The sequence below is a fragment of the Siphonobacter curvatus genome, from assembly GCF_002943425.1.
GTDB lineage: Bacteria > Bacteroidota > Bacteroidia > Cytophagales > Spirosomataceae > Siphonobacter > Siphonobacter curvatus.
The window spans coordinates 275,001-296,946 of the sequence record NZ_PTRA01000003.1; the positions used below are offsets into that span (position 1 = coordinate 275,001).

The following is a 21,946-nucleotide window of genomic DNA, read 5'->3' on the forward strand; positions in this document are numbered from 1 at the left end:
ATTTCCTAAAAGCAAACCTAAAACCCGCTATTGACAACCCTATGTCAGTAGGTCCCGTCTTTTTTAACCGAACCATAAATAAATCGAATTTCAATCGTATGTTGATCGGCTGGCCACCAGCCCAAAAAGCCCCTGCCTGCCAAAATCAAGTGAGCCTTTCTCCGGAGAAAGGCTCACTTGATTACAGACCCAATGGGAAGGATACTTTGATTGCAAAACGCTGAGCGTTGGGATGATCTCGATAGGTTAGTCGGTGCAGGGCTTCGATGCGGGCGATCCGAAAGACATTTTCAAATCCGTAACCTAGTTCGACATACGGCAGGGATTGAAGCGACTCAATACCCGGTTTTCCTTCGGGTTGAATCAGGAGTCGCTGGTTGGCTGCACTCAGTTGTCCATACAGTACTTTACCCGTAATAAAATTTCGCCAGCCCCAGTAACGGATCAGGGGTATACGATTGGTGAACAGCCCCTCGAATTTATGTTCTACCGCTAGCGATACGTAACGATCACTCACGAATTCAGCGTACTGCATCAGGTTAAAGGCACTGCGGTTGTAGAAAGGCGTAGGGTTCCCCTGATGAACGGTCAATAGAGGATAAGGCAACGTCGAAGGCGTATAACCCGCCCGAACGGTATAGTTGGTACGCCCCCCAAGTCCCCAGAGCACGGCGTGGTCGAGTTGTAATTGCCATTTATGGTACGTAGTAGACGGGTACGAAGATGAGGCTCCGCTGGGTTCGTAGGTGGTACCGTACTGATAGCGAAGCGTAACAATGGGGGCGGTTTCGGCGGGTCGCTGCCGAACTTTCCGGTTGTTTACCCGGCGATTGGGCAAACGACCCGGGGCGTAACGAGTTTCGATAAATAACTCCCGGGTCCACAGATTCGTCAAGGTTGCTACACCGGTTTCCGAAGCAGGGAGCCAAATGGGAAACAAAAACGCCAGGGACTGCTGCCGAATCCCAACCGTTTGGGTGAAGTTCGGCCCCAAATCCTGCTGGCCTGCCAATACGGTTTCTCCCCAATAATACGCTTGCCGGAACCGACTGAATCGATTGGTGATTTTCAGAAAAGGATCATCGCCGCTTTCATCCAGGCGTAAGCCCACTTGTTCCAGGTCGTAGGTATGCCGAAGCGTTACTAACGTCAGGGGGGCTCGTTTGGGAATGAAGCGAATTTCACCCCCCCGTTTCCAAACCTGATCCCGGGTACCATAGGCCGCATAGGCTGATAATTGCCAGGTTTTGCTAAAGCTGGCGTTAGTCTGCAGACCCCAGCGGAGGCGGTGACCTTCCACGCGGTTATACGCCCAGGCCGAAAATACGGAGCCCGTTTCCAGCCCTTTCACGACCGGCAAATAACCGCCATTGAGTACCAATTCAGCCGCTTGCGTTGCTTTCTTAACCAGGGGAACGTTTCGAACCGTATCGATCAGATGACGACTTTTCTCCAATTCCTGGGAAGGCATCCGCTCGCGGTGCTCTTGCCAAAACGCGTCGCTGGCCTGCTGACGATCCGCTGCCAGCTCCACGTTGGTCGAAAAGAAGCGTACATTTCGGGGTTCTTCTGCTGTAAAGTGATGCAAGGACGTCGCATACTCTACCCTTGCTCCAAAGGTATGTTTCACCACCTCGCTGGCCTGAATCGTCAACTGGGTAAGGCTAGGAATCCAGACTTGAGCTGGACTCAGCTCATAGGTAATCGACAGATCAATGCCTTTAATAAAGTTAATATTGGCCTCGGCTCCCAGGCGAGCGTCGATCCCCGCCAGGGCGTAGGTGAGGGTATCAATGAATAGACGGCCCCGGAAGACCAGATCATGCTCCTGTTTAGGATCGAATTCCAGGGTGTAACACGTACGGCCTTCGATCTGCGTGGTATCCGCCAGGAAGTAGGTATACGCCTGGCGTCCGTGTGAAGCCAGCGGAGAAACAAAGGCCTTCCGAAACAGACTTACCTCATTTTCGTAGAAATTAATCGTATTGAACCCGGCTCCGGTAAACATCGCGATGAAGCTGTCATCGGTAATACCTACACTACTGATGTTCGTTTTAAGAATTTCCTCCTTGCTCAACTGCGGATGTCGACGGGCGTACACCCGCGAGACCGTCTCCGAAGCAAAGACCGGAAGGTTTTCCCGACTCTCCTTCGGTACGGCCTGTAAAATAGTCCGCACGGGTTTGAGCTGTTGAAAACGTTCGTCCATCTGGGTAATACCTACCGAAAGCTGGCTATAGGCCTCGTACGTGTAGCCCGAAAGCTGGCGGAAGTCATTGGTGGTACGGCGGGCGTGTACTTCTTTGAGAATACGAAACGCCGGATTTTCACCCGCCCGAATCACGACCTCGCTGAGCGTAGCTGTTGCGGGCAGCAGAGCCACCGAAAGGGAAGCGCCCGTAACGGCGACGCGAGTAGTTTGGTAACCTACGGCAGAAATCAGCAGCGAATCCAGGGGCTGATGGCTGCGAAGCTGGTACCGACCCTCTTCGTTGGCGACCGTACCACTGGGTTTACCAAGTACGCCTACCGAAGCAAAAGGAATGGCCTGACCCGTTTTCTGATCGGTAATTTGTCCGGAAACCTCTTGGATTGAGACTTGGCCGTGTAGCGGAACACTCAGCAGGAAGCCGAGTACCCAGAGCATCCAGGCCGGAAAAGTAAGGGTAGGTAAAGTGTTCATGGCGTATAAAAGGGATCGAAGGGAAGGTGAAAAACCGCTCGGTTCGACATCGCTCCTAGGACAACTTTACCCTTGTGATCCCCCACGGAGTACAAAAAAATAAAGGTTGCTTGCCTACAATCGACGTAAAATAAAGGGGTTTGTGAGTGTGAATTTGGCTGATACTGAAGCGATTGAAGAAAGTGGGGCGGCTGAATTGCCGGAAAAGGTGCCTCAGTCGTTAGAAAAGGGGACTCAACTGTTTACGCATTTTTGAGTTATTGCAAGAGCCGATTTTCGGCTAGAAACGTTGTGTTACACAAGAAATAAAACCAGTCGATTAACCATAAACTATGCCATGGCTGAATGGATTGAATGGAAAGTAACCGGCATACGCCCAGAAACGGCCGATTGTAAAACGTATGTGCTCGAACCGGTCGATGGCTTGCCAGTACCGTATCAGGCGGGCCAGTTTCTGACGCTATTGTTGCAGCACGAAGGACACGAGCTACGGCGTTCGTATTCCATCAGCTCCACGCCGGAAGTAGATACAAGCGTTAGCCTGACGTTGAAGCGGGTGGTGAACGGTGAAGTGTCCCGCTGGCTTTTACAAAACCTGCAAGTGGGCGATACGCTACGAAGCCTGCCTCCGGCCGGCCGGTTCACCTTGGATTCGCAAGTGGAAACGGATCTGTTCTTTGTAGCGGCGGGTAGCGGCATTACGCCCATTTATTCATTGATCAAAGCGGCCTTGTATCAGCAGCCGCAGCGGCGAATCGTACTTTTTTACAGTAATACGAGTCAAGGCAGTACGATTTTCAAAGACGAGCTGGATGCACTCACGCAGCAATTCCCGGAGCGACTGACCATTGAATATCTGTATAGCAATCCGCCCGCGGATGAACTACCCCGCCGCCTCAACAATACCCTTTTTGAAAAATTGCTGGCCCGGCATTTGGGGGCTGGTCGACCCGCTTTCTACCTCTGTGGTCCGGAAGATTTCATGCGACTCGTACGGATTGTACTGCTATTTCTGGGTTTCCCAGCCGAATCGATTCGTAAGGAAAACTTTGTCATTCCTCCTCAGACGCCCGCCATTCCCGAGGGCTTTGGTGTGGCGAGTCAGGTGGAAATTGACTACCAGAATCAACGGTATACGCTTGAGGTTCCGGCTGGAACGTATCTGCTGACGGCGGCTCTCAAAGCGGGAATTGCACTGCCGTATAGTTGCCGGGGTGGGCGTTGTAGTACCTGCGTGGCCCAGTGTCTGGAAGGTCGGGTGAAAATGACCATCAACGATGTACTGACCGAACGGGAGCTAGCCCAAGGCGAAATTTTAACTTGTACGGCTTTAGCGGAAACCAGTCGTATTTTAATTAAAGTAGGTTAGATACGATTATTTATTGTTAAGTGGGTATCAGTATAGTTGGAATGTGGGCGTCACTGCTTTGATTTGCAAGTTCATTGCTAACCAACATTTCAACAGTACTATGAAAAGACCTCTTCTTCGGCTGTGGGCTGCCGGGTGGCTTGTGGCCGGACTAAACGCGGCGGCTTTCGCTCAGTTTGGTACGGTTCCCCAGACCCTTTCACTGACCGATATGAGTGCGTTTCGTCCTACGAAAGCCGGCAATTGGAAAATTGTCGGTGAGGTAGCGGCCGATTTGCAGCAAAAAGAAGTACTTACCACCAAAGCCGGTTCGGGCGTGCTGGTTAACCAGCCCGATGCCAACAACCGGGCCAACCTGCTGACTACGTTCGAACACGGAGATGCTGATCTGGAGTTTGACTTCATGATGGCTTCGCATTCAAATTCCGGATTCTACCTGCAGGGCCGGTACGAAATTCAATTGCTCGACAGCTGGGGCGTGAAAGCTCCTTCAGACAGCGACGTGGGCGGAATTTACAAACGCCGCGAATTGCCTTCGGGACGTATGTACGAAGGACACGCTCCGCGGATCAATGCCGGTAAGGCTCCCGGTCTGTGGCAACACATGGAAATCTCATTCCAGGCTCCTCGTTTTGATGCTTCCGGTAAGAAAATTGCCAACGCCAAAGTGTTGAAAATTTCGCTGAACGGCATCACTATTCAGGAAAACGTGGAGCTTTCCGGACCGACGGGCGGCCCGATCTCGGAAGAAGAAGCTGCCAAAGGACCCATCATGATTCAGGGGGATCACGGGGCGATTGCCTTCCGTAACCTTCGTTACCGCAGCTACGGTGACGAAAAACTGCAATTGACGGGTACGCAGTTCAAAGCCTACGAACCTTCCAACAACGATTCTTTTGCCCAGATTCCGGATTTCACTAAACTCAAATCGACCAGTACGGGTACGCCTTCGCAGGTAAACTGGGACGTCACCAATCAGACCAATAACTTTGGCCTGCTCTACACGGGTAAGCTTACGGTTCCTACGGCGGGTGAATACAAATTCTTCCTTTCCGCGGGGGGGACGGCTCGTTTGAAAGTCAACAATCAGGTCGTTGTTAAAGAAGGATTTCTGCAACCCGGTCAGTACAACGCTGGAACGATTAAACTGCCCGCTGGTACGGCGAACGTAGAAATTGCCTACGTCAAACGCGACGAATGGGTACGCCCCGGCTTAGCCCTCGAAGTGGAAGGTCCCGGTGTGCGGCATACGAGCCTGACGGCTCCTGCCTCCCTGCTGACCAATCCATCGACGGACCCCATCTTGATTGATGCTCGTGAAAACACGATTACCCGTAGCTTCATGGACATTTATCCCGATGGCAAACGCAAGCGGATTGTACACGCCGTACAGGTGGGTTCTGCCGATGGTCTGCATTACACCTTTGATCTCGACAATGGAGCGTTGGTACAGGCCTGGAAAGGCGATTTCCTGGATGCTACGCCCATGTGGCACGACCGGGGGGACGGTTCCTCGCGGCCCCGTGGCGTACTGGCTTCTTTCAATGATTTTCCTGATTTCGCCGTGTTAAGTTCTTCTTCCAAAGCCTGGACGGAAAATATGCCCGAAGAAGGCGGTACCTACAAACCGTTGGGTTACGACGTAGATGAAGCGGGACTGCCGACCTTCAACTATACCTATTTCGGTAGCGAAGTCTCGGATAAAATCCGTCCGGTGGAAGGTAATAAATACCTGGTTCGCGAAATCACGGTGAAAAATCCGACGGCCAATCTGTACCACCTCGTAGCTACGGGTAGCGACATCGTAGAGGTACAGCCCGGTTTGTATGCCATTGACGGCAAGTCGTATTACGTCCGCGTGACGGGTGCAACCTTACGCAAATCCGGCAACCGTCAGGAGTTGTTGATGCCCGTGAGTACCAACGCGATCAAATACGAAATTCTGTTTTAATAAGATCCGTAGCTGACTAGCTAAGCAGCTACTTTACAAGCATATACGCATGAAACGGATTCTTCATACAACGCTTCTCGGACTGGGCCTGACTACGGCGGCCCTGGCTCAGGACAGTTCTCCGGCCGAAAGCGATCTCTACAAAATTGTCAAAGTAAGTACGCCCGAAGGCATTGTGCTCGAAATCGGTGGCGTCACCAGTATGCCCAACGGCGATGTGGCAGTATCCACGCGTCGGGGAGATGTATGGGTGATTGAAAACCCCAGCAGCCCGCGACCTTTCTTCCGCAAGTTTGCCAGCGGTCTGCACGAAATCCTGGGTTTGGTTTACAAGGATGGTTCGTTCTACTGTGCTCAACGCGGTGAATTGACCCGACTGACCGATACCAACGGGGACGGAAAAGCCGACAAGTACCAGACGGTATACGCCTGGCCGATTTCTGGTCACTACCATGAGTACAGCTTCGGGCCGAAAGTGGCTCCCGATGGCAGCTTCTTTGTGAGTGCCAACGTGGCCTTCGGGGACGAAGAATGGTGGCGGGGGGAAAGTAAAGTACCCTACCGCGGCTGGATTATGAAAATTTCTCCCGACGGAAAAATGGAGCCCTGGGCAACCGGGATGCGTTCACCGTGCGGATTGGGTATGATCAACGGCGATCTGTTCTATACCGACAACCAAGGTGACTGGATGGGTTCAGGCGGTGTATGGCACGTGAAAAAAGGAGCGTTCGTAGGGCACCCGGCAGGTTTACGCTGGACGTCGCTGCCAAACTCACCCGTGAAACTTTCGCAGGAAGAATTCTACAAGACGTACGACGAACGCCGTCGCCGCGACAACAATGGCCGGGCCATCAAACCCGAAAACGATGCTTCGGAAAAGAACCCGCTGCTGTTGTTTGAAGCCAAAAAGAAGTTCCCCGAAATTCAGTTGCCCGCCGTATGGTTGCCCCACGGCGTACTGGGTATTTCGAACTCGGAGATCATCAGCGATGATACGCAGGGAGCGTTCGGTCCGTTCGCCGGACAAATGCTGATTGGTGATCAGGGACAGTCGAAAATCATGCGGGTGTTCATGGAACAAGTAAACGGCGAATACCAGGGTGCAGCTTTCGACTTCCGTTCCGGCTTCCAGTCGGGTGTACTGCGGATGGCTTTTGGTAAAGATCATTCGCTGTTCGTGGGTGAAACCAATCGGGGCTGGGGTTCCGCCGGGGAAGCTAACGAAGGCTTGCAACGACTCGTATGGACCGGTAAAACACCCTTCGAAATGAAGGCGGTACGGGCCATGCCGGACGGCTTCGAAGTCGAGTTTACGCAACCGATCGACGCGGCCAGTGCCGAAGATCTGGCCAGCTATAAGGTGAAGAGCTTTATCTACAAGTACCACTCCACCTATGGTAGCCCCACGATCAATGAAGTGGAAAATGCGGTAAAAGGCGTGAAAGTATCCAGCGACGGCCTCAAGGCCCGTATCATCGTGGACAACCTGCGTCAGTACTACATCCACCAATTGACGCTCGATGGCATTCGCGAAAAAAGTACCAAGTTCAGTCTGGTACACCCCAATGCTTACTACACGTTGAATAATATCCCGACGGGTGAAAAACTGAGCCTTTCTCAGGCCAGTACGAAAACTTCGGCGGTATCGAGTACGGTGAAGAAACCGACGACAACTAAAGAGACCGTAGCTAAAAACGGCAAAACTGCCGTTGCGAAAGTGCCTTCGTACGAAGAAGTGAAGCCGCTGCTTTCGAAGTATACCTGTCTGGCTTGTCACAACGCTGACAAGCGTCAGGTAGGACCGGCGTACCGGGACGTGGCCAAACGCAATTACTCCAACGAGAAAATTGTGGATCTGATCTATAATCCTAAGCCGCAAAACTGGCCGGGTTACGCGACGGAAATGCCCCCTATGCCGCAGGTACCGAAAGGGGATGCCTTGAAAATCGCAGCCTGGATTAACTCGCTGAAAAATGCTCCGGCAAAAGCGAATCCATAAGTAGGAATATTTTAAAGAACAGCCTACTGTGAAGTGCCCCCAAGAAGTTAGATACTACTTGGGGGTATTTTTATGTCAAAAAAAACGAAGCATAGTTTTGCCGGATCGTAGCCGAATAAGATCAGAGCGTAACGGAAAATCAAGTGAAGATTCATCCTAATTCAACCAGTGACTTTGTTACAATTTAAACCAGTACGATAAGTTTGTAAGGGAGAATATTCTAAAGAATGGATTACCAAAGAGCCAATAAGTACCTTTAATATAAACGGCTTTCATTCAGGAACTTACCTATTAATATTTGAAAACGCCACAGGAGCATTCGCTCATAAGCTAATAATTACTAATAAAGTATGATGAGAAAAGCACTCACTTTTGGACTTTTAATGATTGGAAGTATTTTCCTTTCTTGTGATCGCAAGGACAAATGCTCCTGCCACGGTGCAACCATTGAAACGCTCAAAGATGTACCTATGAGTTTTCACGAAAAAGGCACTAGGGGTTTTTTGTACAAGGCAGGTTCTGGATTAAGTACGTATACCGTATGTGATTCAACCAAACTCATGCCTTTTAAGGGTGTTAAAAATGCAACACGAGAGGATGGAGTTGTTTATATAGACGATTTTAACCTTTTAGTTAGTGGAAAGGTTAAATGTTATGACGGGCCTTGTCCCTTTCAGGGTTGCCCTTTGGGATATCTCGAAATAACGGAAGTAAAAGCCAGATAATGACCCGCTCTTTAAGCACAAGTCAGTAGCTTAAACGATACAAAAAAGGCCGCCCAATCGGGTGGCCTTTTTTGTATCGTTTATTCATTCAGTAGTTCTTCATAAATCCGCCAGTAGTCATTGGCCGTATTCCGCCAGTTAAACTGCTGCGACCATTCCTTGATGAGCTCACTTTCGGACTTGGTATCGATTTGTTCCAGAATCTGGGTAGTTAAATCACTGACTTGTTCAGGGTCGAAGCCGTTGAAATAATGAGCGTAAGGTCCGCCAATTTCGGGTAGGGAAGTAGCATCGGAGAGTACTACGTTCTTGCCAAAATGCATGGCTTCAATAACGGGTAATCCAAAACCCTCCGCCAGCGAGGGGAAGCAGAACAGATCACAGTTTTTTAGTAACCAGTATTTTTCGGCTTCAGTAATCGGTCCCGTCAGGTGAACGCGGTTTTGTACGCCCAGCCGTTTGGATTCGTTGAGTACTTTCTGGTAATACTCTTTATGCGTAGTCGTGCCGGCAATGATCAGATCTAGATCGTTCTGAAGCAGCATGGCGGGCAGAACGTGGAAATTCTTCTTGGGAGCTACCGTACCGATACTGAACAAAAACGGATTATCCGTTGAAAACTGGGGTTTAATGGGGTTGATATGTTCGTTGATGTTACAGCCATTGTAAACGACTTGTACTTCTTTACCACCCATGTGCATCGTAGACTCAATCTCGTTTTTGACGTAATTAGAGATGGTCACAATGCGATCCGCCCGATCAATTTTATCCTGTAATTTCTGCGTGTACTTCTTAACTTTCTCCGGGGGTTTATTCTCGTGTAAAAAGTTCAGATCGTGAATCGTCAGTACTTTCTTCGCCGAACTCCGTAAGGGGAAATAATTAGAATCCTGATAGGTACCATGCCATACTTTGTACTGATTAGCAAAAGGCATGGCATATTTATGCAGCGAATGTTGCCGTTTGTTAAACGGATTATCGCCAAATAAATCAATTTCCGAAGAAGGCAGATAAAAGCCCAACCGGTGCTGCGTATTTTTTCGATTTAAGAGCAACGCGTTACCCAGTTGCAAACAGAAGTGATAAAGCCCCGTATGAGCATGCTTCATTCGTTCACAGTCGAAGATGATATCTGCTTTTCTGAAGGGTTGGCTCATTATAAATCAGCGATAAGGTTCTGGTTCATTTAGCGGTGGTAAAGGCAAAATTACACTACAGACACAGCTTAAAGCCAAATAGTTGGAATAAGAAATGGATTTCTTTTGGATATGCTGTAAACTTTCAGGCCAGCCTGCTCGTAGGCTGAAAAAGTCCGGAGCGACGCTTCAATCGGGGATAATGCGTAATTATCTTATAAACAAGCAATTAGCCTGATTGTTTAAGCCGCTAGGGGTCTGTCTAGCTGTATATACGGAAATTTAGAACCCTACGTTGCTAAATCGCGGGAAAATCTACAAACCGAGTCGAAGGCGTACCCCCGGATAGACGTTCCTGAAAAAACCCGTCATATACAATTCGGGTTCAAGTTTAATGAATCCGCGACTAAAGACTGTCCCGCTCAGTCGGACCGTATTTTTTGGGAAATACCCACCCACTCGCCGGAGGGGAACGCCCACACTCAGGTGCGTCAGGAGTTTACTGAATTCCGCTTTCTGACCGTTGGGACGGCGGCTATAGAAATGGACGCCCAGATTCAGGAAATCATTGCGATCGGTATGAAAACCCGTTTCGGGCGTGCCCCGGAAAAAGAAGTGTGATTGCAAGCCGACCGAGAAACCCATACCCCGGTACGAGTCGGGTACCCACATGACATCCGCCGCCAGTGCGGGCACCAGTCGATGCCGAATGACACCTACTTCCGCCCGGGGCTGAAAAGAGATAAAGGCCGCCCGAACGAAATTCAGTTGACTGAACGTCGCTTTTTTACCCTCCTGTACCAAATCGAACGTTACCTTAGACGAGGTCAGATGATGATTTTTGTACTGATACACCGATTGAATAGCTTCTTCCAATAAAGGATTAAAACCACCATTTTTCAATTGCGTTTCAATAAACGACAGATCATTAAGTACGAATTGTACCCAGAATTGGGGCGAACCCGAACCCCAACCTACGGCGGCAGGCGCTTGCCAGGCAGGTAACTCAAGCGTATCGCTTTGGGTTTTAAGCAGGGCGGGTTCCTCCGTACCGGAGAAATGGTAGGCCTGCTGCGTTTGCGGGTACGAGCGTACATCGAGTTGCCGCCGATTTTCGTCGAAGCGGAAACGAATTTTATGAGCCGTCAACGCCTCGGAAGTATCCCGCACTTTCTGGTAATCCCTTACAAAAAGATGCAGGACCGAATCCAGGTTTCGGTGTGCCAGCAGGACCGAAAACTGATTGAATTCCAACTCTACCGACTGGTTGTTGGTTAGTCGAAGGGTAATGTGACTTTTATACGTCTGATCAATGGACTGAGCCCATAGCGATCCCAGCTCGCCCAGAATCAGCAAGCCCAGTAAAAAGGTACGTAGCATACGAAAGAGAAGTTTAGGGTTGAGAATGCGTAGAAAGGTGAGGAGTGTGCACCGGAGCTGAATCGGCCGCGGGTGGCCCCAACCGGACAAAGCCTTCGGAGCGGTACAGTTTAGGTTGAGCGTCCTGCTGAGCCTGTACATCATTGGCATGCAAGACCCGGAACCGTTTGACGGGGCGAGTGGCCACGGATGAAGGCAGCGGAAGGACCGGGGTTTCTACCGCAATGAGTTCCGTTGGTGTAACGTTGAGAACATCCACGGCTGAATCACGGGGTACAGGCACTTGCAAAGCTGGTTTCTTTGTAACCGTTGCCAAACGACTTGTGACTAAAGTGGGCGGTACCGAAAGGACTCGTTTGGGAGTTGGCATCGCAGGCTTGGCGGGTGCGGTGGTACGAGGAGTTGAACGCTGGGCCAGCTCAGGCGTAGCCGCAACGGGATCGGGTTGAGTCAAAAACCAACTAAGTCCTGCCAGTACCAACACGGCAACGCACGCGGCCGCAACCCAGCGGTAGTAGGGGCGGGGTTTGGTTTTTTGTGCGGTCTGAATGTCTTTCCAGAGTGATTCCGTCGAGAAGGGTACCGTTTCCGGTACCTCCTCAAGCTGGTTTCGAAACCAGTCATCCATGGGATTTTCCATAATCGTATCCGCGTTTTCTAAGTTTTTCCTGTAATAATTGTCGGGCTTTATGAAGCTGGCTTTTAGACGTATTTTCACTGATTTGAAGCTGCTCTGCGATTTCCCGGTGGGTATACCCTTCGATGGCGTAAAGATTAAAAACGGTGCGGTACCCATCGGGTAGTTCCAGAATCAGGCGGTATACTTCTTCACTACTCCAGTGGTCATCCGGTGGCTGAAAAGGCTGCTGGTGTTCGGAAAGCTCATCGACGGCCACGTACGAAATCTTCTGCCCTCGTAAGTGCTGTAAACATTCGTTGACCATGAGTTTCCGCAGGTACGGCTCCAGCGCCTGTTCCTGTCGCCATTCAATGGTTTGTATGCGCTGAAAAAACTTAACAAAACCAGTCATCAGCAAGTCGCGGGCTTCTTCGTCGTTGCGTACATAGCGGCGGCATACGCGAAACATTCGCCCTACGAACTGATCGTAGACCCGTTTCTGGGCAAAAGGATTTTGTTGGCGTAAGGCTTCGAGTAATTCCACGATGAACAGGTTTTCAAAGGGGTATATGCCAAGCCGAAGGAAAGGGTTGCCTGAAGGCGAAAAAATGATGAAATGCCGAAAAAGTTTACCTTTGGCACTCGTACTTAATCCTCAACCGAATGTACCTTCTGAGCCAAATTCTCGTCGCCGTCGTTGCGCTGGAACACGTCTATATTTTATGGATGGAAATGTTTGCGTGGACCACGCGTGGGAAAGCTACCTTCAAGTCCTTACCCCCCGAATTATTTGAGCCTACCAAAGGTTTAGCCGCCAATCAGGGTCTGTACAACGGTTTTCTGGCGGCGGGGCTGGTTTGGTCACTACTCATTGGCGATAGTGAATGGTCGCGGAATGTGGCTCTATTTTTTTTAAGCTGTGTAGTCGTAGCCGGGGTCTACGGTGGCTGGACGGCCTCGCGGTCGATCCTGCTGGTACAGGCTCTGCCCGCAGCAATCGCCTTAAGTACGGTACTGCTAAGGTAACGGGCCAAAGACGCCGGTTTTTCGTACATACCTTGTAGAAGCATGCGAAGGTTTGTCTTCGCCGAAACATTGATTCATTCATGAAAATCTATTGGCTTACCTTCGCTCTGCTGGGCCTATTGATGGCTTGCGGGGGCGACAATTCCGAACAAAATACCCAACAAGAAACCGGGACGAGCGAATCAGCTCCAGCGTCAAGACCAAAACATACGCTTGTTTTTCTGGACAAATCGCTAAGTGTGAATGAGGATGCCGCGTACGTAGAAAAGAAATACACGAAAGTGCTGACGGATTTGGTGCAGAAGGATATTAGCGGAGCGGGTGATAAAATTGAAGTATGGCTGATGCACGAAAATACCGCTAAGGGGAAAGCCCTGGAACTCACCAGCCGGACGGCCCTGGAAGCTACCGAAGGGATGAGTCAGACCGATGTAGAGGCGGCCCAGACCAACTACGATTTTTCATTGCAGAAAGAGCGGCTCAATTTTACCCAGCAAATTCTTTCGCAACTGGCTACGCCCAACGAAAGCCGCAGTAACAAACAAACGGATATTCAGGCGAGTTTGCAGGCCATTGGGGCGGTAGCCTCCAAGGGAGAGCCCGTAGAAGTGTATTACTTTTCGGACATGGTGGAAAGCATGCCTCAGAAAAGTCGTCGGGACTTTCACCATACGCCTCCCAAGACAACCGCTCAGGCTGACGAATGGGCCAAGGCCGATGCGCTGGGTTTGAAAAGTCAGTACCCGAATTTGACGGGTGTAGCGGTTCACATGGTGCTACCCTTCGAACCGACGACTTCATCCAAGATCAACAACCCGAACATCACGCAGTACTGGAAAACGTTTTTCACGGAACTGGGCGTGAAACGTGTAACGGAAGAGATTTGAGGCGATTTGAGTAGGAATACCGTAAAAAGCTAGGGCTGGCTATTCAATAGCCAGCCCTAGCTTTTTTAATGCTTGTTTCGCTGTAGCGGAATTTAGTCACGCGTTACACCTCCGATAAAAAACCATATCGCTGCCGCCTGGCTGGACTATCGACTGTGTTAGAATTGGACTAGAAAATGAACCTGTTTCCTGGATACATTTGCGGATACCCAGTGAAAGCAAGGAGCCAGGTTTAAAACATTTTGGGAAAAATCCTGCAAAACATCGAACATAAGCGTCCAATGGAACAGCTAGTAATCAGTAACGCCTCGCTGAAAGACCTTAGCGTACTACAACAAATCGGTAGAGAGACCTTTGCCGAGACCTTTGCGGCAGGGAATACCGAGGCAGATATGAAAAAATACCTGGAAGAAAGCTTTAGTGATGAACGCGTAACAAACGAACTTAACCATCCCGAATCCTTCTTTTTCATTGCCTGGGAAGGGGAACGTGCGATTGGTTATTTAAAAGTAAATACGGGCCAGGCTCAAACCGAACTACGGGAGGAAACCTCACTTGAGATTGAGCGAATCTACGTAAAGAAGGCTTACCACGGTAAAAAAGTAGGACAACTACTGTATGAAAAAGCCTTGGAAGTAGCTCAGTTACAACACAAATCATCTCTTTGGCTAGGCGTATGGGAAGAGAATCCGAAGGCCATACGGTTCTATGAGAAAAACGGATTTATTACGTTTGACAAGCACCTGTTTAAAGTAGGAAACGACGAACAAACCGATCTGCTGATGCGGAAGATCCTGGCTGAATAAGTGTACAAAGCTCCGACCTGTACGGAAGTGGCCTAACCTCGTTCTCTGCCGGTGTTGGTGTTTAGCAGGGCCTCACCAACAAACACTGCGGTAACCAATTCCTCAATACCTGATTAAAGCAGGGTATACGTTCCGTAGGCAAACGCCAACCTTAAAACTGGATCACGACTTTTCCGAAATGCTTGCCCTGCTGGAAATACGTGAGTGCTTCCGCATAATCAGCGAAGGGGAATACCCGGTCGATTACCGGATGAATTGCGTACCTTTCCAAAGCCTGATTCATGGCTTCGAAAGACGACTTTGGTCCAACTTGTAAGCCGGTAAGCGTCAGGTTTTTCTGGAGAACGCCGAAAATGGACAGGTCTGTGTTTGCACCGCCCAGCAGGCCGATCACGGCAATCCTACCGCCAATTTTCATGCAGGAAATCGTTTTACTAAGGTCTGTCCACGACATTTCAAGGGCCAAATCCACGCCCTGCCCCGAGGTCAGCTCCTCGACCCGTTGTTGCCAGTGTGGACTCGTGCGATAATTGATGGTTTCATCCGCCCCCAGAGCTTTGGCCTGGGCTAGTTTTTCGTCAGAGCCAGAAAGGAGGATAACGGTCGCCCCAATCGCTTTGGCAAATAACAGGGCGAACAGCGATACGCCACCCGTGCCCTGTAGTAAAACCGTTTGTCCAGGCTGTAAGCGGCCTACCGTCGTAAGGGCCTCCCAGGCCGTAAGGCCCGCAATGGGTAGCGTAGAAGCTTCGGTAGTCGTAAGGTGCCGGGGCACTTTCACGAAGGAAGAGGCAGGAAGGGCCACGTATTCCGAGAAAACACCTGAAACACTCGTACCGAGGCGGCGGCTCAGGTCCGTTGGCGTAAGGGCTCCGGATTGCCAGGACTGTATAAAATGAGTAACTACCTCATCGCCAACGGCCAGCGTGGTTACCTGATCCCCGATGGCCTCCACGATCCCGGACGCATCCGAACCTAATACATGGGGAAGTGGGGTGGCGAACGCTCCCTCGGCCACCATCAGATCTAACTGATTGAGAGAGACTGCCTGGATGCGGACCAGGACTTCGTGAGCCTGGATGGTAGGCATGGGCTGTTCGGCTAACGCTACAGAATCCAGACCATAGGTGCCTTTGCTAAGAATCGCTTGCATACGAAAGAATCGTTTTAGGATGGGTCACAAAGGTATTTGAGCACTATCTTTGGGTCAAGTATGCACTTTTTAGTGCGATACAAACCAAAAGGATACCATTGCTGACAGTCAGTTTATAAAAAAATACGATGGCTAAGAAAAAGAGGGTAGATGAGCCGGCCTGTGCGGTTGATTACGCTTTTCGACGCATTGGGGGAAAGTACAAGGGACGAATTTTATGGTATCTCAACGCCCGTGCCGTAATGCGGTACGGAGAGCTGCGAAAAGCCATCAAGGACATTACGCCCAAGATGCTGACGCAGACCTTACGGGAGTTGGAAGACGATAAACTGATTCAGCGAAAGGTGTACCACGAAGTGCCCCCCAAGGTCGAGTATTCACTGACCGAGACAGGAGCGGAGCTGATTCCCTTCATCGATCATTTAAGGCAGTGGGGCGATCGGCAAATGGAAAAAGAGGCATGGCCCGGTATTTCCTGTTGAGACAAACGAGTACGGGTTTATAGGGATAGTAAAGCTTCGCCAACAGCCGTGCTTTATTCCGCCCACTCCAAATCAGTTGTAAAGACGATCGTGAGCCAGCGGTCGGGTGTATCCTCACCAATGGCTTCGCTGATCTGATCCCGAAGTTCGTCCCATTCTTCCAGGCGTTTGGCGGGCCAGCTCATGGGAACAATGAAATAGAGCTCAATCTGACGACCCCGACCTACCCGAGCTACGTAGGCTCGATACGCGATGAAGCCATAGCGTTCGACTACTTTCTGGGCCACTTCATCCACGTGTTTTTTCAGGTCTGCGGGCGTTACCAGAAGAATATCAGCCACCGCCTGCCGGATGTTACTAATGGGAAGAGGAATAACGACCAGGCAAACAATGGCCAGAACAGCCGGGTCAATGTAAGGAACCATCCAGTCCAGATACGTCCCCTCAATGATCATGCCGAACGTAAATGCTACGAACCAGGCAATGCTGAGGGCCGTTGAAATAAACCAGGATTTGGCATCCAGGGCTAAAAGTTCAGAGCGGATGGACTGATTGGCTTTGCTGGCGAAAAGGGCCATACTCAGCGTGCAGACCAGCGAAATCAGCGTAAAGATGAGGGCGTAATTAAGCTCCAGCCTTCGACCCCCATCCAGAAAGCTATCCACCGCGTTCACTAAAGCATACAGGGCAGACCCTAACAGTAAAGTGCCATTGAATCCTAAAACAATGGGCTCCAAATGCCAGAATCCCATCGTAAAATGCTCGGTTAGCTTGCTCTTGACGGTATTACCTGTTGAAGAGGCCGCTATCAGTTTGGAAACTAGCAGAGCAAGGAAGGTCATCCCGGCATCGGTTAAATCATAAATGCCATCGAAGATAATGGCCGATGAACTGGCCAGCAGTCCAAAGGCAATACCGAAACCGCCCAACACAATGGTAACCAGGATGGACAGGCGAAGGACGCCCTGTTCGGTTCTGGGGTTGAAGTAGTGAGCAAGCATAAGCAAAGGTGTCGTGTACCTGAACTTGCAATAAAAAAAGTAGACAAGAAGAAATGTCGATTCCTCAACTGGATTCAAACGGTGGGACCTATGAAGCGTCTGATCGTAGCTAGTAAGGCTACGTTAAACATCAACCAGAGAACGAAACCGTAGAAAAAAGGAACGTGCGTTGGGGGTGATTAGGAATGATACACGCATAAGCGTTTGGTTAGAAACGGCAAAGGTCTTGTCACGGATGCCAAAGCTAAGCGATCTATTCGAAGGAATGACCTATTCCATGTAATCACTATATGAAGATTATTGAACGTATCGGCGGACTCTGATTAGTGGTAATAATCCCTTAACTACCCACCGCGGCAAGGTATCACCGCCTACACCAACGGCTCGCTTTCAAAAAGCGAGCCGTTGGTGTAGCTATCAAAAACGCAACTTATTTACCCGCCACGGGTACTACACTTTTCAAACCTACGGGAGCTTTCGGAGCTTCAAAATCGAAGATAGTCAAATACAAGGTCGTTTTCTTGGCTACATTTTTCGTATCCCGGTAGTTAATCTCCACGACATCGATAGTGCCTTTTCCGTTGGGAGCGTTACTGGAGGCATACGGTAACGAACCCGTCTTTTTATACTCCACGGGTTTATTCTGACCGTCGCGGAGTAAATCAAGATAGGTCGTCAGGTTTTCGTACTCTCCGGCCGGACTCGTTCCAACTTTAATGGGGGTAGCTTTGGTCGTACCATATTTGGCATCCGTCGCCGTACCCGCCAGTTGTAACAAAGGTTTCCGATTGGCCGGCGTGGGGAGTGGATTATTACAGGTCTCCACTTTCAGTTCGGCGGGTTTCATCCCCTGGGCAAAGGCCGCTTTGTAATCGCTGCAAGCTTTCTCCGTTTCACCCAGTAATTCATAGACCAGGGCCCGGTTGTAGTAAGCTTCGGCAAGTTTGCTATCGATTTTCAGGGCGGCCGAGAAATCGCTCAGGGCTCCGCGATAATCGGCTAGTTTCTTACGGGCGATCCCTCGGCTCACCATGGATTTCTTCGCATCCGGTTTAAAGGAAATGGCTTTGGTGAAATCCGTAACCGCATCCTCGTACCGCCGTAAGAGTGCGTAGGCCATCCCCCGGCTCTGGCGTACGGGATAGTCGTCTTTCATGGCAATGGATTGATCGAACGACGTAAGGGCTTCGCGTACCTGACCAGCCTGGGCTTTCTTCAGGCCATCATCGAGTAAACTTTTGGCGTCCTGAGCGTACAGGGCCGAAGAAATAAGTACTAAACTACCCATCAAAAAAGATTTCATACGGATCATAAAGAAGGCTCGTAACTCAGGAGTCAAAGCTATAAACGGTGAGTAAAAAGGCTTTAGTGTAAACAACGCCAGGCTTCGCTTTCAGGTTTTTTTTATAGGTTTGTTCTTGAGCCACTTCTGTTGACTTCAGCCCTCTTCGTCAACGGTATCCAGAATTGATCCTTACCGCCAAGTCAATGAAACCCGTTCGAAAAGTCCTTGCCACGCTGGCCCTAGGCATCGTTAGTATTATCACTAGTATTCTTATTTATCTACATCTGGCCTTGCCGCAGGTAGGAGCCCCGCCCAAGCTAAAGGTAAACGTAAGTCCCGAACGAATCCAACGGGGCAAATATCTGGCCCATCACGTATCCGTTTGTATGGATTGCCATAGTACTCGCAATTTCCACAAATATTCGGGACCCATGCTTAGCAGTACGCTGGGAAAGGGAGGTCATGTATAGGGAGGTCATGTATTTAGTAAAGTGGATGGGTTCCCCGGAACGTTCTATTCGGACAATATCACCCCGGCAGCATTGAAAAACTGGACCGACGGCGAAATCTTCCGGGCCATCACGACGGGTGTCAGCAAAGACGGTCATGCCTTGTTTCCCGTCATGCCTTATCAGTATTATGGTCGCATGGATCCCCAAGACGTCTATGACATTATTGCTTACCTGCGAAGCATTCCCGCTCAGGAAAATGCGGTGCCCGAAAGTAAGGCTGATTTTCCTTTTAATTGGATGATCAATACCCTTCCCGAACCGGCAAGTCCTCAGCAACGCCCTGACGAATCGGATGAAGTAGCGTACGGAGCGTATTTGATCAATGCCGCTGGCTGTAAAGAATGCCATACCCGGGTAGAAAATGGGGAGATACGGGAAGAAGAGGCTTTTGCGGGTGGAAGAGCGTTCCCTGCAGAGCTGGGGGTATTGGTATCGGCTAACCTGACCCCTGACCCGGAGACGGGCTTGGGCCGCTGGACCCGCCAGGAATTCATTGCCCGCTTTAAGTCTTATGCCGATTCTACCTACGAACCGCGTTCGATCAATCCCGGTGATTTCCAGACCATCATGCCCTGGACCATGTACGGGGGCATGGAGGAAAAAGACCTGGGAGCCATGTATGCGTATCTGCAAACGCTTAAACCCGTCGTAAACGCTACTCAACGGTTTGTTCCGTATTAAATCAATTGCCACCCGGTCCAGAAGCGGCCGGGTGGCAATTGATTACTTAGGTGGTTCGGGTTTTGCGAACTTTCAGGCCGCGATTCTCGGCCCATTCTTTCGCTTTTTCCGTGGCAATCGCGATGGCGGAGTCTTCAGGCCGACCATCCGCCAACAGGGCGTTTGCAATATCAATTGCTTTTTTTCGAACCGGAGCCATGAAGTTTTTCAGAGAGTCCGGATAATTGGTTTTCGTCCAGGGCATCGCTCTAGCAGGTTGGTTACGTAGACTGGCAGAAAAAGTTATACCATTTTTACCGGCTGACGTATAGGTAAAGACTCCTTCCCAGTCAATAGATTTTTGTTCGCATTATTTAGGCTGTATATTCGAAGGTTAGAACGAGTAGCCCTTGACGAAAAGCCTGACCCATACGGACGATACGGAACTTTGGATCGCCTTTAAAAAAGGTGATGTGCAGGCGTTTGAGCAAATTTACCGCAACCACTTCTCGATGCTGCTTTCCTACGGCAAACGCATCTGCAATGATCCGGAGCTGGTGGAAGATGCCATTCAGGATGTATACGTGGAATTGTGGAAGCGACGGGAAAATTTGAAAAGTCTGCATACCATCAAATTTTACTTATTCCGAGTCTTACGCAACCGCCTGTATAACCTCCGGCAGGCGGATCTGCCCCTGGTAGCTGAAGATGACGAGGATAATCCCGAAGATAAATTTCAGGGGCTATATAGTCCGGCCATTGAAGCCAGCCTGATTGAGGAAGAAGTGACTTTCCAGCAAAATGCCCGATTAAAAAAAGCTTTGGAGGAACTGCCCAGCCGGCAGCGGGAAGCGATTATGCTCGCGTTCTATGATGAGTTCAGTACGGAGGAAATCGCGGGAATTATGGGAATCAACCAGCAATCCGTAAACAACCACCTGAACCGGGCGTATGGCTTACTACGTAAACTGCTGACGGACACCCTTCTAGTCGTATTGCTCTTCTACTTACGCTAACGAAGCATTGCATTTCTGCGAGCTGAAGCTATCACCCCAGAGCTGCGAAGTACAATTAATAAAAAAAATAATTTAAAAACTGAGTTGAGGGGTGCGATTCGGCACTATCTCTCCTAGAAACGTTTGTCTGCATGGACCAAAAGCCTGACTTACTACAAGAATTTATTGGTAATCCTTCGTTTCGGAAGTGGGTAAATGCCCCCGATGAGTCCACCGTGGCTTATTGGGAAAGCTATCAGCGGCAATACCCTGAACACGAAGCGGCAATCCGTCAGGCGGCTGCCGTAGTGCGTAGGCTTAAACAAGCGAGTATAGAACTCGCTCAGGTGGAAGCGGACCCCCAGAAAGAAGAAGAAATCTGGCAATCCCTTCGCCAGCAATTGTTCCCGGCACCCGTACGGCGTTCCTTCGCTTGGGGCTGGGCTGCCGCCGCCGCCGTAGTACTGGCCGTAGGTCTAGGCTGGTGGATGGTACAACCTTCACAGGCCCCGCAGCTGGCTCAGGTGATTGCTACGCCGCAATCGGATTCGGTTACCATTAGTAATACGCATACCAAACCCCGTCTGGTTTCCCTGCCCGATGGCAGTTCCGTTATTCTCCAAAAGGGCAGTAACCTTCGCTACGAAAATCCATTCCAGGCCCAAAACCGTATGGTTTCTCTGTCAGGAGAAGCCTATTTCGAAGTGGTACGCGACACCACTCGGCCCTTCTTAGTATACGCCAATGGGTTAGTCGCCCGGGTATTAGGAACTAGTTTCAACATTAAGGCTTACAGTCGAGATAATAATGTCACGCTAACCGTTCGTACGGGAAAGGTTTCCGTGTCTTCCCACCCGGTATTCGAGGCTGCCTCGAAGGAAGGGGAGGACCTGGTGCTGCAACCCAACGAACAGGTTGTTTTTGCCCGGAAAGAATCCCGCTTATTCCGGAGTCCAATCAATACACTGGCGGAGGCTAAAACCTTAGTACTCCGTCCCGTGAACCTAGTGTATAATGCGGTGCCCGTCAGTGAAGTAATTGCTGAGATCGAACGTACCTATGGGATTAAGGTCATTTTTCAGAACCCGTTGCTGAGCAATTGCCGCATTACGACCGATTTGAAAGAAGGAACCCTTTCGCAGAAACTAGATATTATCTGTAAGACGATAGAAGCCAACTGGGCGGCTCAGGACAACTATGTTGCCGTGAGTGGCCGGGGCTGCCGACCTTAAACATTTGAACTAAACCCTATACCATAACCCCTAACTGCCTTTTAT

General features: G+C 50.1%; 21 protein-coding genes. 12 read left to right on the top strand and 9 right to left on the bottom strand.

The window, feature by feature from the left end; translation table 11 throughout:
• Window positions 1-181: 181 nt before the first annotated feature.
• A complete protein-coding gene (locus C5O19_RS18260; protein WP_104714820.1) occupies window positions 182-2,683 on the bottom strand; it encodes a DUF5686 and carboxypeptidase-like regulatory domain-containing protein in 2,502 nt (833 codons plus the stop codon).
• Between the two features lie 337 nt (window positions 2,684-3,020).
• Here C5O19_RS18260 and C5O19_RS18265 point away from each other — a divergent pair, with 337 nt between their 5' ends.
• The 4 genes from C5O19_RS18265 (at window position 3,021) to C5O19_RS18280 (ending at window position 8,727) form a co-directional block, all read left to right on the top strand.
• A complete protein-coding gene (locus tag C5O19_RS18265) occupies window positions 3,021-4,052 on the top strand; it encodes a ferredoxin--NADP reductase (RefSeq protein WP_104714821.1) in 1,032 nt (343 codons plus the stop codon).
• 100 nt (window positions 4,053-4,152) lie between these two features.
• Window positions 4,153-6,003 (top strand): family 16 glycoside hydrolase, encoded by a 1,851-nt coding sequence (locus C5O19_RS18270; protein ID WP_104714822.1) that lies wholly within the window; start codon window positions 4,153-4,155, stop codon window positions 6,001-6,003.
• 49 nt (window positions 6,004-6,052) lie between these two features.
• Complete coding sequence (locus tag C5O19_RS18275) at window positions 6,053-8,002, top strand: hypothetical protein (RefSeq protein ID WP_104714823.1); 1,950 nt, start codon at window positions 6,053-6,055, stop codon at window positions 8,000-8,002.
• A gap of 350 nt (window positions 8,003-8,352) precedes the next feature.
• Window positions 8,353-8,727, top strand: coding sequence for a hypothetical protein (locus tag C5O19_RS18280; protein WP_104714824.1), 375 nt, complete (start codon window positions 8,353-8,355; stop codon window positions 8,725-8,727).
• Window positions 8,728-8,807: 80 nt separating this feature from the next.
• Here C5O19_RS18280 and C5O19_RS18285 read toward each other — a convergent pair whose 3' ends face one another.
• The 4 genes from C5O19_RS18285 to C5O19_RS18300 form a co-directional block, all read right to left on the bottom strand.
• On the bottom strand, window positions 8,808-9,836 hold the full coding sequence (locus C5O19_RS18285; protein WP_165796062.1) for a glycosyltransferase family 4 protein: 1,029 nt from the start codon (window positions 9,834-9,836) through the stop codon (window positions 8,808-8,810).
• A gap of 342 nt (window positions 9,837-10,178) precedes the next feature.
• On the bottom strand, window positions 10,179-11,243 hold the full coding sequence (locus tag C5O19_RS18290; protein WP_104714826.1) for a hypothetical protein: 1,065 nt from the start codon (window positions 11,241-11,243) through the stop codon (window positions 10,179-10,181).
• A gap of 13 nt (window positions 11,244-11,256) precedes the next feature.
• The gene (locus tag C5O19_RS18295; RefSeq protein ID WP_104714827.1) at window positions 11,257-11,883 is read right to left on the bottom strand and encodes a hypothetical protein; all 627 of its coding nucleotides are present in this window, start codon (window positions 11,881-11,883) and stop codon (window positions 11,257-11,259) included.
• Entirely contained in the window at window positions 11,864-12,406 is a 543-nt protein-coding gene (locus C5O19_RS18300) for an RNA polymerase sigma factor (protein ID WP_165796063.1), read from the bottom strand. Before C5O19_RS18300 ends, C5O19_RS18295 begins: the two co-directional genes overlap by 20 nt.
• Window positions 12,407-12,525: 119 nt before the next feature.
• Here C5O19_RS18300 and C5O19_RS18305 point away from each other — a divergent pair, with 119 nt between their 5' ends.
• From C5O19_RS18305 to C5O19_RS18315, 3 genes are all read left to right on the top strand, one after another.
• Window positions 12,526-12,888: a DUF1304 domain-containing protein gene (locus C5O19_RS18305; RefSeq protein WP_104714829.1), complete on the top strand. Its 363-nt coding sequence runs from the start codon at window positions 12,526-12,528 to the stop codon at window positions 12,886-12,888.
• An 80-nt stretch (window positions 12,889-12,968) separates the two neighbouring features.
• Window positions 12,969-13,775 (top strand): hypothetical protein, encoded by an 807-nt coding sequence (locus C5O19_RS18310; protein ID WP_104714830.1) that lies wholly within the window; start codon window positions 12,969-12,971, stop codon window positions 13,773-13,775.
• Window positions 13,776-14,056: 281 nt separating this feature from the next.
• A complete protein-coding gene (locus C5O19_RS18315) occupies window positions 14,057-14,581 on the top strand; it encodes a GNAT family N-acetyltransferase (RefSeq protein WP_104714831.1) in 525 nt (174 codons plus the stop codon).
• 151 nt (window positions 14,582-14,732) lie between these two features.
• Here C5O19_RS18315 and C5O19_RS18320 read toward each other — a convergent pair whose 3' ends face one another.
• A complete protein-coding gene (locus C5O19_RS18320) occupies window positions 14,733-15,734 on the bottom strand; it encodes a zinc-dependent alcohol dehydrogenase family protein (protein ID WP_104714832.1) in 1,002 nt (333 codons plus the stop codon).
• Window positions 15,735-15,862: 128 nt separating this feature from the next.
• Between C5O19_RS18320 and C5O19_RS18325 the strand changes: the two genes are divergently transcribed.
• Window positions 15,863-16,216 carry a winged helix-turn-helix transcriptional regulator gene (locus C5O19_RS18325; RefSeq protein WP_104714833.1) on the top strand — a complete coding sequence of 118 codons (354 nt, stop codon included), beginning with the start codon at window positions 15,863-15,865 and terminating at the stop codon, window positions 16,214-16,216.
• Window positions 16,217-16,269: 53 nt separating this feature from the next.
• Here C5O19_RS18325 and C5O19_RS18330 read toward each other — a convergent pair whose 3' ends face one another.
• Window positions 16,270-17,217 carry a cation diffusion facilitator family transporter gene (locus tag C5O19_RS18330; RefSeq protein ID WP_104714834.1) on the bottom strand — a complete coding sequence of 316 codons (948 nt, stop codon included), beginning with the start codon at window positions 17,215-17,217 and terminating at the stop codon, window positions 16,270-16,272.
• Between the two features lie 430 nt (window positions 17,218-17,647).
• Window positions 17,648-18,520, bottom strand: a complete 873-nt coding sequence (locus C5O19_RS18335; RefSeq protein WP_104714835.1) for a tetratricopeptide repeat protein — start codon at window positions 18,518-18,520, stop codon at window positions 17,648-17,650.
• A gap of 185 nt (window positions 18,521-18,705) precedes the next feature.
• Here C5O19_RS18335 and C5O19_RS26475 point away from each other — a divergent pair, with 185 nt between their 5' ends.
• Window positions 18,706-18,972 (top strand): hypothetical protein, encoded by a 267-nt coding sequence (locus C5O19_RS26475; RefSeq protein WP_317046508.1) that lies wholly within the window; start codon window positions 18,706-18,708, stop codon window positions 18,970-18,972.
• A gap of 72 nt (window positions 18,973-19,044) precedes the next feature.
• A complete protein-coding gene (locus C5O19_RS18340) occupies window positions 19,045-19,695 on the top strand; it encodes a c-type cytochrome (RefSeq protein ID WP_317046509.1) in 651 nt (216 codons plus the stop codon).
• Between the two features lie 46 nt (window positions 19,696-19,741).
• Here C5O19_RS18340 and C5O19_RS18345 read toward each other — a convergent pair whose 3' ends face one another.
• On the bottom strand, window positions 19,742-19,939 hold the full coding sequence (locus C5O19_RS18345; RefSeq protein ID WP_104714836.1) for a DUF2188 domain-containing protein: 198 nt from the start codon (window positions 19,937-19,939) through the stop codon (window positions 19,742-19,744).
• Window positions 19,940-20,084: 145 nt separating this feature from the next.
• On the opposite strand from C5O19_RS18345, the gene C5O19_RS18350 reads away from it, so the two are divergent.
• Window positions 20,085-20,690: an RNA polymerase sigma factor gene (locus tag C5O19_RS18350; RefSeq protein WP_104714837.1), complete on the top strand. Its 606-nt coding sequence runs from the start codon at window positions 20,085-20,087 to the stop codon at window positions 20,688-20,690.
• Between the two features lie 131 nt (window positions 20,691-20,821).
• Window positions 20,822-21,901: a FecR family protein gene (locus C5O19_RS18355; RefSeq protein WP_104714838.1), complete on the top strand. Its 1,080-nt coding sequence runs from the start codon at window positions 20,822-20,824 to the stop codon at window positions 21,899-21,901.
• Window positions 21,902-21,946: the final 45 nt, after the last annotated feature.

Bases quoted from the DNA above. Each gene is read 5' to 3' on its own strand.
- C5O19_RS18280 (WP_104714824.1), top strand. From the start codon at position 8,353: ATGATGAGAAAAGCACTCACTTTTGGACTTTTAATGATTGGAAGTATT.
- C5O19_RS18355 (WP_104714838.1), top strand. From the start codon at position 20,822: ATGGACCAAAAGCCTGACTTACTACAAGAATTTATTGGTAATCCTTCG.
- C5O19_RS18270 (WP_104714822.1), top strand. From the start codon at position 4,153: ATGAAAAGACCTCTTCTTCGGCTGTGGGCTGCCGGGTGGCTTGTGGCC.
- C5O19_RS18320 (WP_104714832.1), bottom strand. From the start codon at position 15,734: ATGCAAGCGATTCTTAGCAAAGGCACCTATGGTCTGGATTCTGTAGCG.
- C5O19_RS18275 (WP_104714823.1), top strand. From the start codon at position 6,053: ATGAAACGGATTCTTCATACAACGCTTCTCGGACTGGGCCTGACTACG.
- C5O19_RS18310 (WP_104714830.1), top strand. From the start codon at position 12,969: ATGAAAATCTATTGGCTTACCTTCGCTCTGCTGGGCCTATTGATGGCT.
- C5O19_RS18330 (WP_104714834.1), bottom strand. From the start codon at position 17,217: ATGCTTGCTCACTACTTCAACCCCAGAACCGAACAGGGCGTCCTTCGC.
- C5O19_RS18325 (WP_104714833.1), top strand. From the start codon at position 15,863: ATGGCTAAGAAAAAGAGGGTAGATGAGCCGGCCTGTGCGGTTGATTAC.
- C5O19_RS18335 (WP_104714835.1), bottom strand. From the start codon at position 18,520: ATGAAATCTTTTTTGATGGGTAGTTTAGTACTTATTTCTTCGGCCCTG.
- C5O19_RS18295 (WP_104714827.1), bottom strand. From the start codon at position 11,883: ATGGAAAATCCCATGGATGACTGGTTTCGAAACCAGCTTGAGGAGGTA.
- C5O19_RS26475 (WP_317046508.1), top strand. From the start codon at position 18,706: ATGAAACCCGTTCGAAAAGTCCTTGCCACGCTGGCCCTAGGCATCGTT.
- C5O19_RS18285 (WP_165796062.1), bottom strand. From the start codon at position 9,836: ATGAAGCATGCTCATACGGGGCTTTATCACTTCTGTTTGCAACTGGGT.
- C5O19_RS18315 (WP_104714831.1), top strand. From the start codon at position 14,057: ATGGAACAGCTAGTAATCAGTAACGCCTCGCTGAAAGACCTTAGCGTA.
- C5O19_RS18260 (WP_104714820.1), bottom strand. From the start codon at position 2,683: ATGAACACTTTACCTACCCTTACTTTTCCGGCCTGGATGCTCTGGGTA.
- C5O19_RS18290 (WP_104714826.1), bottom strand. From the start codon at position 11,243: ATGCTACGTACCTTTTTACTGGGCTTGCTGATTCTGGGCGAGCTGGGA.
- C5O19_RS18345 (WP_104714836.1), bottom strand. From the start codon at position 19,939: ATGCCCTGGACGAAAACCAATTATCCGGACTCTCTGAAAAACTTCATG.
- C5O19_RS18305 (WP_104714829.1), top strand. From the start codon at position 12,526: ATGTACCTTCTGAGCCAAATTCTCGTCGCCGTCGTTGCGCTGGAACAC.
- C5O19_RS18265 (WP_104714821.1), top strand. From the start codon at position 3,021: ATGGCTGAATGGATTGAATGGAAAGTAACCGGCATACGCCCAGAAACG.